10 protein-coding genes and 3 pseudogenes are annotated in these 11065 nt (G+C 71.3%); 9 read left to right on the forward strand and 4 right to left on the reverse strand.

Annotated features, from left to right (window positions below; translation table 11 throughout):
* Positions 1-21 precede the first annotated feature (21 nt).
* Together ABTW72_RS30845 and ABTW72_RS30850 are read left to right on the forward strand one after the other, a co-directional pair.
* Positions 22-1533 carry a flavin-containing monooxygenase gene (locus tag ABTW72_RS30845; RefSeq protein WP_350864986.1) on the forward strand — a complete coding sequence of 504 codons (1512 nt, stop codon included), beginning with the start codon at positions 22-24 and terminating at the stop codon, positions 1531-1533.
* A gap of 22 nt (positions 1534-1555) precedes the next feature.
* Positions 1556-2467 carry an SDR family NAD(P)-dependent oxidoreductase gene (locus tag ABTW72_RS30850; protein WP_350864988.1) on the forward strand — a complete coding sequence of 304 codons (912 nt, stop codon included), beginning with the start codon at positions 1556-1558 and terminating at the stop codon, positions 2465-2467.
* Positions 2468-2474: 7 nt separating this feature from the next.
* On the opposite strand, the gene ABTW72_RS30855 is transcribed toward ABTW72_RS30850, so the two are convergent.
* Together ABTW72_RS30855 and ABTW72_RS30860 are read right to left on the reverse strand one after the other, a co-directional pair.
* Entirely contained in the window at positions 2475-3656 is a 1182-nt protein-coding gene (locus ABTW72_RS30855; RefSeq protein ID WP_350864990.1) for a low temperature requirement protein A, read from the reverse strand.
* Positions 3657-3682: 26 nt separating this feature from the next.
* On the reverse strand, positions 3683-4102 hold the full coding sequence (locus ABTW72_RS30860; RefSeq protein ID WP_350864992.1) for a hypothetical protein: 420 nt from the start codon (positions 4100-4102) through the stop codon (positions 3683-3685).
* Positions 4103-4287: 185 nt separating this feature from the next.
* Here ABTW72_RS30860 and ABTW72_RS30865 point away from each other — a divergent pair, with 185 nt between their 5' ends.
* Together ABTW72_RS30865 and ABTW72_RS30870 are read left to right on the forward strand one after the other, a co-directional pair.
* Complete coding sequence (locus ABTW72_RS30865; protein WP_350864994.1) at positions 4288-5376, forward strand: S-(hydroxymethyl)mycothiol dehydrogenase; 1089 nt, start codon at positions 4288-4290, stop codon at positions 5374-5376.
* A complete protein-coding gene (locus tag ABTW72_RS30870; RefSeq protein ID WP_350864995.1) occupies positions 5373-6002 on the forward strand; it encodes an MBL fold metallo-hydrolase in 630 nt (209 codons plus the stop codon). Before ABTW72_RS30865 ends, ABTW72_RS30870 begins: the two co-directional genes overlap by 4 nt.
* Positions 6003-6090: 88 nt before the next feature.
* Here the strand turns inward: ABTW72_RS30870 and tsaA are convergent, their stop codons facing one another.
* Positions 6091-6519 carry a tRNA (N6-threonylcarbamoyladenosine(37)-N6)-methyltransferase TrmO gene (gene tsaA / locus ABTW72_RS30875; protein WP_350864997.1) on the reverse strand — a complete coding sequence of 143 codons (429 nt, stop codon included), beginning with the start codon at positions 6517-6519 and terminating at the stop codon, positions 6091-6093.
* A gap of 58 nt (positions 6520-6577) precedes the next feature.
* On the opposite strand from tsaA, the gene ABTW72_RS30880 reads away from it, so the two are divergent.
* The 3 genes and pseudogenes from ABTW72_RS30880 to ABTW72_RS32780 all read left to right on the forward strand — a co-directional run.
* Positions 6578-7054 (forward strand): VOC family protein, encoded by a 477-nt coding sequence (locus tag ABTW72_RS30880; RefSeq protein WP_350865000.1) that lies wholly within the window; start codon positions 6578-6580, stop codon positions 7052-7054.
* A 404-nt stretch (positions 7055-7458) separates the two neighbouring features.
* Positions 7459-7651, forward strand: a pseudogene (locus ABTW72_RS32775) (hypothetical protein); the annotation flags it as partial.
* An 80-nt stretch (positions 7652-7731) separates the two neighbouring features.
* A pseudogene (locus tag ABTW72_RS32780) lies at positions 7732-8172 on the forward strand (hypothetical protein); the annotation flags it as partial.
* A 66-nt stretch (positions 8173-8238) separates the two neighbouring features.
* Here the strand turns inward: ABTW72_RS32780 and ABTW72_RS30890 are convergent.
* Positions 8239-9609, reverse strand: a complete 1371-nt coding sequence (locus ABTW72_RS30890; RefSeq protein ID WP_350865003.1) for an alpha/beta hydrolase family protein — start codon at positions 9607-9609, stop codon at positions 8239-8241.
* 189 nt (positions 9610-9798) lie between these two features.
* Between ABTW72_RS30890 and ABTW72_RS30895 the strand changes: the two genes are divergently transcribed.
* Together ABTW72_RS30895 and ABTW72_RS30900 are read left to right on the forward strand one after the other, a co-directional pair.
* Positions 9799-10113, forward strand: coding sequence for a MazG-like family protein (locus tag ABTW72_RS30895; RefSeq protein WP_210785127.1), 315 nt, complete (start codon positions 9799-9801; stop codon positions 10111-10113).
* Positions 10114-10781: 668 nt separating this feature from the next.
* Positions 10782-11065: pseudogene (locus tag ABTW72_RS30900) on the forward strand (hypothetical protein); the annotation flags it as partial.

Genomic DNA, 11065 nt, shown 5'->3' on the forward strand with positions numbered 1-11065 from the left:
TCACCGCCCCGATGGAGGAACGTGATGGCCTCCGACCACGTCGACGTGCTGATCATCGGCGCCGGCCTGTCCGGCGTCGGCGCCGCCTGTCACCTTCGTCGTGACTGCCCCGACAAGACGTACGCGGTGCTCGAGGCGCGCGACGCCATAGGCGGCACCTGGGACCTGTTCCGCTACCCGGGCATCCGCTCCGACTCGGACATGTTCACCCTCGGCTACTCGTTCAAGCCGTGGACCGCGCCGAAGGCCATCGCCGACGGCACGACCATCCGGGAGTACGTGCGGGAGACCGCCCGGGAGTACGACGTGCCGCGGCACATCCGCTTCCGCCACCGGGCGCTGCACGCCGAGTGGGACAGCGAGACCGCCCGCTGGACGGTGCACGCCCAGCGCACCGACACCGCCGAAATCGTGGTGCTGACCTGCTCGTTCCTCTTCGCCTGCGCCGGCTACTACCGCTACGACGTGGGTTACACCCCGCCCCTGCCCGGTGTCGAGGCGTACGCCGGGCGGCTGGTGCACCCGCAGCACTGGCCTGACGACCTCGACCACACCGGTCGGCGGGTGGTGGTGATCGGCAGCGGCGCCACAGCGGTCACCCTGGTGCCGGCGATGGCGCGGCGGGCCGCGCACGTGACCATGCTCCAGCGCTCACCGACGTACATCCTGGCGCTGCCCGCCCGCGACCGCTTGGCCGACGCGTTGCGGCGTTGGCTGCCGGCGAAGGCCGCGTATCCGGTGGTGCGCTGGAAGAACGTGCTGCTGTCCACAGTCAACTTCCAGCTCAGCCGGCGTGCGCCCGGCCTGGTGAAGCGGGTGCTGCGCCGGGCCGCGCGGGGCCTGCTCCCGGTGGGGTACGACGTAGACAGGCACTTCTCGCCCCGCTACGACCCCTGGGACCAGCGGCTCTGCGTGGCACCCGACGGTGACCTGTTCACGGCGGTGCGCGACGGCACCGCGTCGGTGGTCACCGACACCATCGACACGTTCACCGCGAGCGGTGTCCGACTGGCCTCGGGCGTAGAGGTGCCCGCCGACATCGTGGTCACCGCGACCGGGCTCAACCTGCTCGCCCTCGGTGGTCTGACGCTGCGGGTGGACGGCGTCGACGTCGACCTGCCGAACACGGTGGCCTACAAGGGCATGATGCTCTCCGGCGTGCCGAACTTCGCGCTGACCCTCGGCTACACCAACGCGTCGTGGACGCTCAAGGCCGACCTGGTCGCCGGCTACGTCTGCCGACTGCTGCGGCACCTGGATCGCACCGGCCAGCAGGTCGTCACCCCGCTCCCACCGCCCGACGCCGAGCGGGTGCCACTGATCGACCTGCGCTCCGGCTACGTGCTGCGTGCCGTCGACACGCTGCCCAAGCAGGGTGCGACCACACCGTGGCGGCTGCACCAGAACTACGCCCGCGACGTGCTGCTGATGCGGCACGGCCGGCTCACCGACGAGGGGGTGCGGTTCTCGCGCGCCGGCGGGGTGACCGGGGCCGAGCGCACCCCACGTCCCCTCGCGTCCGAGCGTCGATAACCGCCAGCAGAGGAGCAGGATCGTGCAGAGGTTCGACTTCGCGGGTGCGACCGCCGTGGTCACCGGGGCGGCCAGTGGCATCGGCGCCGCGCTGGCCCACGCGCTGGCCCGCCGAGGCAGCGATCTGGTCCTGCTGGACCGCGACGCCGAGCGGCTGGACGCGGTCACCACCGCGATCCGCGCCGAGCACCCGGATCGTCAGCTCGCCACGTACCTGGTGGACCTCGCCGACCAGACCGCCACCGCCCAGGTGGCCGCGGAGATCGGCCAGCGGCACCCCCGGGTACGCCTGCTGATCAACAACGCCGGCGTGGGCCTCGGCGGTCGGTTCGACCAGGTGACGTTCGACGAGTTCAGCTGGGTGATCGACGTCAACTTCCGGGCCGTGGCGCAGTTGACCCACGCGCTGCTGCCCACCCTCCGGGCCGAGCCGGGCGCGCACCTGGTCAACATCTCCAGCCTGTTCGGGCTGATCGCGCCGGCCGGGCAGACCGCGTACGCGGCGAGCAAGTTCGCCGTACGCGGCTTCACCGAGGCGCTGCGCCACGAACTGGTCGACGACGGGATCGGGGTGACCTCGGTGCACCCCGGCGGCATCCGCACCCGGATCACCGAGAACGCCCGGATCGGCAGTGGCGTCTCCCACGACGAGTACGCGGCCGGTCGGGCGCAGTTCGAGAAGCTGCTGACCATCGCGCCGGAGCGGGCCGCCGAGGTGATCCTGCGCGGCGTCGAGCGGCGTCGGGGCCGGGTGTTGATCGGCTGGTCGGCGAAGCTGCCCGACCTGCTGGCCCGGGTCATGCCGGCCTCGTACAACCGGCTACTGGTCACCGGCCTGAACCGGGGCGTGGCCCGCCCGGCGCCGCCCGCTCCCGCCGTCCCCGCGCAACGCACCGCCGACACCCTCGCCGACCCGGCCCGCGAGGTGGCGTGAGCGCGGTTCAGGCCGGGCCGGCCGCCGTCGCGCTCGGGCCCACGTCGCGGCGGCGCAACAGGATGGTCAACGCCACGAGGGCGACCAGCAGCGCCGCCACCGCGTACACCGGTGCCGGGCCGAGCGGTGCCAGCAGTGCCAGCAGCGCGACGACCGGGAAGGCGACGGCGACCGCGCCGTGCTGCTGCCGACGTACGTGCAGCACCCAGACCGTGAGCAGGAAGACGGCGGTCGGGACGGCCAGCGCGTAGCCGGCGGTCCTCTCCGAGATGTGCGCGAGGTGCCGCTCGTGGTCCACCGACACGTTCAGACCCGCGCCGACCGCGGCGACCGCCGCGAAGATCAGGTAGTGGCCGTAGCCCCAGACCAGGGAGTACGGCAGCCGGCCGGGCGCCTCGATGGGCCGGTCGAAGTAGAGCCACCACAGGGCGAACACGATCACGGTGGCCGCCGCCGCCAGCGACCAGAGGTGACGGTCGCCGGCATCCACTCCGGTCTGGATGGCCACCGACGTGGCCAGCACCACGTCACCGAGCACGATCAGGGTGAACAGTCCGTACCGTTCGGTGATGTGTCGCGGATGCCAGGGGGTCATCCCCGGTCGCTCGGCCACCGCCGGCACCAGCAGGTCGGCCACGACCAGCAGCAGCAACGCCGCGGTTCCCCAACTCTGCGGCAGGGCCAGCCGGAGCAGCCAGCCGAGCTGGACGACGGTGACGCCGATCGCGTACCGCCGGGCCGCCGGGCGGTGCGCCGGGTCACCGGCGGCGGCCCGACACCACTGCACCACGAGCGCGATCCGCATCACCACGTAGCCGTACGTGATGACGCTGAAGTCGCCCTCGGTGAACGCCCGGGGCACGCCGGCGGCGATGATCAACGCACCGGCGATCTGGACCAGCGTCGCGATCCGGTAGAGGTCGTCGTCGGTGTCGTAGGCCGAGGCGAACCAGGTGAAGTTCATCCACGACCACCAGATCGCGAAGAAGACCGTCAGGTACCTGGTCAGCGCGTGGCCGAGCTGATCCTCGGCGACGGCGTGGTGCAGGTTCGTGGCGGCCTGCGACACGGCCACCACGAAGCACAGGTCGAAGAAGAGTTCCAACGGTGTGGCCGCGCGGTGCGGCTCGTCGCGACGACGTGGCCGCATCGGCCGGTAGAACGGCCGCACCGACCGAGGCTGGCTCACCGCAGTTTCCTCAGGCCGCCCGCCGGTCAGCCGAGCCGACGGCCGTGGGTCAGCCCCTCCAGCACCAGGGTCAGCCCCGCGCCGACCAGCCAGACGTCCTTGGCCAACCCCGCGCCCTGCTGGGTCGGGCGGATGCTGCCGGGTTCGCGCATCCCCGGCGTCTTCAGGTACAGCTGCACCAGTCCCGCGCCGAAGGCGGTCAGGCCGAGCCCGACCAGGGGCGCCGGGACGAACGGCGCGATCAGCGCGGCACCCAGCGCGATCTCCGAGTACGACAGCAGCTTCGCGAAGCGCGCTGGCTCCAGTTGACCGAGCTGGGGCATGGCGGCGACCGCCATCCCGTGCAAGCCCTCCGCGGCGGTGCCCTCCAGAGTGCGCTTGCCCAGACCCGAGTTGAGGAAGTACGCGCCGATGCTGACCCGTAGCGGCAGGTGCGCGAATTTCATTGTCACTCCCGTTGGCCGTGGTCGAATGCGGCCCGCGTACCCCGCACCGCCCGCGATAACCCGCCGGGCCGGGTGGGCTGGCCGTGGTGGTCGCGGTAGGTTCGCCGGGGGCCCACCGCCGAGCCCGTGGCACACCCGCCCACCCCGGCACCCGGCCCCGCCGCAGACCACCAGCAGGAGGCGAAGTGAGCCAGGAAGTCCGGGGAGTCATCTCCCGCAGCAAGGGCGCACCGGTCGAGGTCACCACCATCGTGCTGCCCGATCCCGGGCCCGGTGAGGCGATCGTCCGGATTCAGTCCTGCGGGGTCTGCCACACCGACCTGCACTACCGCGAGGGTGGCATCAACGACGACTACCCGTTCCTGCTCGGTCACGAGGCGGCGGGCATCGTGGAGCAGGTCGGCGAGGGCGTCACCGACGTCGCCCCGGGCGATTTCGTGGTGCTCAACTGGCGGGCGGTCTGCGGGGTCTGCCGCGCCTGCCGTCGGGGTCGGCCCTGGTACTGCTTCAACACCCACAACGCCACCCAGCGGATGACCCTCACCGACGGCACCGAACTCGCCCCGGCGCTGGGCATCGGCGCGTTCGCCGAGAAGACCCTGGTGCACGCCGGGCAGTGCACCAAGGTCGACCCGGCGGCCCGACCCGCCGCAGTGGGTCTGCTGGGCTGCGGGGTGATGGCCGGGCTGGGGGCGGCGATGAACACCGGAAACGTCACCCGGGGCGACTCGGTCGCGGTGATCGGCTGCGGCGGCGTCGGGGACGCGGCGGTCGCCGGTGCGGTCCTCGCCGGCGCCACCACGATCGTCGCTGTGGACACCGACAGCCGCAAGCTCGACTGGGCCCGCAAGTTCGGTGCCACCCACACCGTGAACGCCTCCGAGACCGACCCGGTCGAGGCGATCCGTGCCGCCACCGGTGGCTTCGGCGCCGACGTGGTGATCGACGCGGTGGGCCGACCGGAGACGTGGAAGCAGGCGTTCTACGCACGCGACCTGGCCGGCACGGTGGTGCTGGTCGGCGTACCGACCCCGCAGATGCAGATCGAGCTGCCGCTGCTGGACGTCTTCGGGCGTGGCGGCGCCCTCAAGTCCAGTTGGTACGGCGACTGCCTGCCCAGCCGGGACTTCCCGATGCTCACCGAGCTGTACCTGCAGGGCCGGCTCGACCTGGACGCGTTCGTCACCGAGGAGATCGCGCTCGACCAGGTCGAGAACGCCTTCGACCGCATGCACCACGGCGACGTGCTCCGTTCGGTGGTGGTGTTCCCGTGACCGCCCGCGTCGACCACGCGGTCACCTCGGGAACGTTCTCCCTGGACGGGCAGACCTTCGACGTGGACAACAACGTCTGGGTGATCGGTGACGACCGCGAGTGCGTCGTCCTGGACGCGCCGCACGACGTGGCGGCGATCCTCGCCCTGGTGGGCGACCGGCAGGTCCGGGCGATCCTGGCCACCCACGCCCACGACGATCATGTCCGGGTGGCGCCCGAGCTGGCCGAGGCCACCGGCGCGCCGGTGCTGCTGCACGCGGCCGACCGGGTCCTCTGGGACATGGTCCACCCGCACCTGCCGCCCAACGGCGAGCTGCACGACGGGCAGATCATCGAGGTGGGCGGCACCACGCTGCGGGTGCTGCACACACCCGGGCACAGCCCCGGGGCGTGCAGCTTCCACGCACCGGAGCTGGGCGCGGTGTTCACCGGGGACACGCTTTTCGCCGGTGGCCCAGGCGCTACCGGCCGCTCGTACAGCGACTTCGACACCATCGTCCGATCGATCCGCACCTGCCTGCTGACCCTTCCCGCGGAGACGGTCGTGCACACCGGCCACGGCGACGACACGACGATCGGCGCGGAGGCCCCGCACCTGCAGGAGTGGCTGGACCGCGGCCACTGACGCCGCCGGCGTCTCAGGCCGGGCTGACCAGTCGGTCTGCCGACGCGTTGGTCGACGGTCTACCGGCGCTGTGGCGTGGTCGACGGGCTCAGCGTTGGTCGGCCGCGCCCAGCACCGGTTTGACGTCCAGGATCGGGGTGCCGTCGAGGGCCTCCAGGTCGGCCACCTCGACGCGCAGCCCGTCCACCGCCAGGACCCGCACCCGGTGCAGCCCGATCGGGTTGGGTCGATGCGGTGAGCGGGTGCTGAACACCCCGGTCTCCGGACGGTTCTCGTCGCCGCGTGGGTGCACCGCGAGCACGTCGCGCCGGGCACGGTCCAGCCAGGTCAGCACGAGCATTTCCGTGCCGACCCGCAGGTCGCGCACGGCCCGCTCGACCTGCCGGTCGAAGACCAGGCACGCCGTCGGGGCGCCCTCGTCGCCCTGCCGTGGCGCGCTCGCCGCGTCGGTCAGCGACGAGGCGACCCGGCCGACCGGGTGCAGCAGGTACGCGTCGTCACTCACTGCCTCGACCATCGTCGCTCCCTCCTGGACGGTCCCAACCTAGCCCTACCGCGACGCTAAGATCCGGCTCATGGCCGCCGACTCGCCCGCCACCGCCCCCGCCGTTCGTCAGCTGCGCCTCGTGGTGGAGGCCACCGACCACGAGGCCGCCGTCGCGTTCTTCCGCGACGCGCTGGGCCTGCCGGAGGAGGCGGCGTTCAGCGGCGAGGGGGATGCGCGGGTGGTGATCCTGGACGCCGGCCGCGCCACCCTGGAGATCGCCAACCCCGCGCAGAAACGCCTGATCGACGAGGTCGAGGTGGGTCGGCAGGTCGCGCCGCGGATCCGGGTGGCCTTCGAGGTGGACGACACCGAGGCGACGACCGCTCGACTGGTGGCCGCGGGTGCGAGCGAGATCGCGCCGCCGACGCGTACGCCGTGGCAGTCACTCAACTCCCGCCTGGACGCCCCCGCCGGGCTCCAGATCACCATCTTCCAGGAACTCCTCAGGCCGGACGAGGGCGTCGGGACGCGGGATGCGGAGCCCGAAGGTGACGGCGACAGCTGACTCCATCGCCCTGCATTCCCCCTTTGCTCTGCTGACCTGTCGGCATTACTTCCCGTGAGCGGCGAATATGCCTTTTTCGCCAGCCACGAAGGTATCTCGCCCTGGTCACGAAACGTGGCCGGTGCGTATTGGTAAGCAGAGCAAGGCTGGCGTTCGGATATTGGCGCCCAGGTTCCGAAAACACCATCCGTCACGGCTGTCTGGCCTGACGTCGGCAGGGCCGGCCTGTCCGACTCTGCGCGTGACCGGGACCGCATCGGGCCAGGGCTCGGGCAATTCCGGAATGCCCGACAGGTGAACCTGGTTGTGTCCCCCGTACCGCCGGAGCCCAAACCCTTTTCCGCGGTCATCTCCCGAGGAGTGTTCACCCCGGAGCGCTTCGCACGATCGAAAGGGCAACCATCGTGAAGGTCGACTTCACTCGATGGCTCCCCGCCATCGCTAAGGACTCGTACCGCAAGACCGCGCTGAGCGTGGCGGGTGTCGCCGCCCTCGGCGGTCTGGCGCTCGCGCCGACCGCAGCCGCCGCCCCGGTCACCTCCGGACCGCACCAGGGCGCCGTCGCCGCCATCGACCTTGCCACCGGCAAGGCCGCCACCTCGGCACGCCAGGATGAGCAGCCCGTCGAGTCGGGCCTGACCACCGGCTCCGCCACCGGCAAGCCGCCGGCCGGCAAGCCGAGCCGCGCCCAGCTGATCCCGCACGGCATCGAGGGCGCGCAGTCGCGCGTACCGCTCGACGACGCGCAGCTGGCCAACGCCCGGGCCATCGTCGACGCCGCCAAGAAGACCGGCGTCGGTGACCGGGGTGCGGTGATCGGCATCGCCACCTCGCTGCAGGAGTCGAAGCTGTACAACCTCGGCCACCTCGGTGCGTACAACGACCACGACTCGCAGGGCCTGTTCCAGCAGCGTCCGTCGTCCGGTTGGGGCACGCCCGACCAGATCACCGACCCGGAGTACGCCGCCACGGCGTTCTTCACCGCACTCAAGAACGTCGGCGGCTGGCAGGACCTGCCGCTGACCACCGCCGCGCAGACCGTGCAGGTCTCCGCCTTCCCGTACGCGTACGCGCAGTGGGAGGAGCAGGCGGCGGACATCGTCCAGCAGCTCTGGTGACACCCGGACACGAGACCGGCCGGCTCCCTTCGACGGGAGCCGGCCGGTTCTTCGTGTCCGCGTACCTCAGCAGGCCGGGTAGAGGCGGCGGGTACCGACCCCGGCCGCGTACGCAGCCCGGTCGCTGAACCGGCAGCCGTAGTCGGGTCGGGCCACCACCGCCGGGTCGGTCACGGTGTCGCCGGCCGGGCGCTTGCCGGTGCGTACCCAGGACACCAGGTCGTCCCAGGCGGCGCCGGCCTCCGCCGGGGTGAACTCGCAGTGCTGCGTGGCCCGGATCGCCCGCTGAACCACCAGCCTGCTGCGACCGTGCCGCGCCACGTCGGTGGCGTACGCCTGCTCCATGCTGAACGGTACGAACAGGTCGCCGAGACCGTGCAGGCTGAGCACCGGCGCGGTCGGCCGGCCGGCGATCCGCGGCACCTCGGTCAGCGTCGGCAGGAGCCGCTGCCGCACGTTCTCCGGGGCGACGCGGTGCACTGTCGCGTTGACGTTCACCGGGCTGTTCGGGGTGTAGCGGGTGAGCAGGTTGGTGGACAGCTGACCGGGCCGTTGGGCGGGGGAGTTGCCGCTCCCGGTGGGCACGCTGATCGAGAAGAGGAAGTCCTTCCAGACCGCGAACGCGGCGTCGGCTCCCGGACGCGGCCCGCCCGAACGGTTCACCGTGATCGCCCGTAGCTGCTTGCCCCGCTCGGTGGTGGTGTCCGGCCCGGTGGGGGTCAGCCCGGCCAGGCCGAGCGCCACCTGGATGCGGGGCACCGCGTTGGTCAGATAGTCAGCCGGCGTGGGATAGGCCGGCACCCCGGCGAGCGCCTGCGCGACCAGGTTGTAGTCCAGGTAGAAGTCGAGCAGCGTCTGGTCACCGAGCACACCGCACATCGGTAACGCGCCGTCGTAGAAGCCGGGGTACTGCTCAAGGGAACGACCAATGACGTACCCACCCATCGACACCCCGGCGACGTAGGTGTGCTGCGGTCGGCGGACCGTCCGCCCGAAGTGGTCGGCGAGATCCTTCGTCCCCAGCACCCCGGAGCGGATGTCGAAGCCGTTGCGGTCGTACGAGGACGACGCCCAGGCGTACCCCTGCTCCAGCAGGCGCTGGCGCAGCCCGAACGCCGGCGGTTCCGGCGAGAGCACCGTGCCCTGGCCGCGGTAGCCGTGCGCCCACAGCACCAGGTCACCGTTCCACCGGGCGGGGACCTCGATGATGTACCCGGCGTGGCGGTGCACGCCCTGGCGTACCGTCGTCGGCTTGCCGCCAACGACCAGCGGTGCCAACGGCGGATTCTCGATGGTGTAGCCGGGCAGCGGCTCGCCGCCCCTCGCGTCGCGACCGGTGGCGCTGGCCGGCGTGGCACCGGCCAGCCCGACCGCGAGGGTCAGCGTCGTAGCTGCGGCGAGCAGGCGGCGGAGGGTGCGAAGGGGTGTGGACAGCATCGATGCTCCCCATCGGACGGTTGTCGCCCGAGGGCGACCAGCGGGACGGTTGCCTACCGGCCGGTAGCGTCCTGAACCTAGAACCGCCGTCGACCAGTGTCAATGGGTTCGCTGATCCGCCGGTCAACACAGCTGTCCAGCCCTACCCGGTCGTTCGGGCCGGTGGGTCGATCGGGTTGACTGGTCGTCGTGGACGAGTCGATCTGGGAGGCGGCCCGAGCGTCACGCGGCTGGCTGGACGCGGCGAACGGCACCGGGCAGACCGAACTGACCTGCCGCATCCTCAAGCTCACCGAGGAAGCGGGTGAGGCCTCGGCTGCCTGGATCGGTCTGCTCGGGCAGAATCCGCGCAAGGGTGTCACCCACACCCGTGAGGACGTCGCGGCGGAGTTGGCCGACGTCGCCTTCACCGCGTTGGTGGCCATCGAAAGCCTCGGGCTGGACGCGCAGACGGCTCTGGACGCCTGCGCCGCGAAGGTGCGCTCCCGCCTGACGGGCCAATAACCGCCCCGAGCGCGCTCACCTCCGTCCACCCTTCCCGCCAGTCGCCATGCCGACCGCTGTGAGGGCTTTGCCGGCACTGGGTGTTGTGCGCCGATCGCTTCATTCGTGATCGACCCGAGTTTCGTGAAGTTGGGGTGTCCGGGCGTCCCGGATGCCCCGACTTCCGTGCAGCCGAGTGGATCAAGCGGGTCTTGGGTGATCGGCGCGTCGGGCGCAGGCGTTGTGTGGGTGGTTTGTCCGTTGGTGGGTGTTTGTGGGGCGTGGCCGGGCACACTCGTGGGCCGGAATCATGGCCGGGCCGGGGTCGTTACATACCCTGACGATCGCAGCACCACCGACCCACCGCCCGACCCTGGGGGCTGGTCGGCGCAGGCTGGAATGCCAGCCTCCACCCGGTAGTTACAGTCCCCACGAACGACCGCAGGCACCGCCTCGATGAGGGTGCTGATGGATGGGCCGCCCCCGGAATGACCCCGGCCCCCCGGTCGTTACACAGGGACCCGGCGTCGTGAGCCCCCCGGCTCGCCAGGTCGCCGACCCGACGCCCGACAGGGCGTCACCCCCCAAACTTTTCCTCTTTGTTTGTGCAGCGCCGGACGAGGTGCTCACACCCCACCGTCCCCCCCTTTTGGCGGTCGGGGTGTCCTACCCCCGAAGGAGCTACCCCCATGAACACGATCATGCGTAAGAGCGTCCTGTCTGTTGCTGGTCTCGCGTTCGCCGGTGGTGTGTTCGCCGGTCCGATCGCCCACGTGGCCAACCCCGTCGACGCCAAGCCCGTCGCGGTAGCGGTGCAGGCCGACAAGCCCGACAGCAGCAAGCTGATCCCGCACGGCACCCAGGGCGAGCAGTCCCGGATCAGCCTCAACGACGAGCAGACCGCGAACGTGAAGGCGATCATCGCCGCGACGAAGAAGGCTGGTCTGCCGGAGCGGGCCGCGGTCATCTCGAT

Source organism: Micromonospora sp. NPDC127501, assembly GCF_040302185.1.
Classification (GTDB): domain Bacteria; phylum Actinomycetota; class Actinomycetes; order Mycobacteriales; family Micromonosporaceae; genus Micromonospora.

Excerpts from the sequence above, each read along its gene's own strand:
- ABTW72_RS30890 (WP_350865003.1), bottom strand. The coding sequence starts at position 9,609 with ATGCTGTCCACACCCCTTCGCACCCTCCGCCGCCTGCTCGCCGCAGCT.
- ABTW72_RS30880 (WP_350865000.1), top strand. The coding sequence starts at position 6,578 with ATGGCCGCCGACTCGCCCGCCACCGCCCCCGCCGTTCGTCAGCTGCGC.
- ABTW72_RS30860 (WP_350864992.1), bottom strand. The coding sequence starts at position 4,102 with ATGAAATTCGCGCACCTGCCGCTACGGGTCAGCATCGGCGCGTACTTC.
- tsaA (WP_350864997.1), bottom strand. The coding sequence starts at position 6,519 with ATGGTCGAGGCAGTGAGTGACGACGCGTACCTGCTGCACCCGGTCGGC.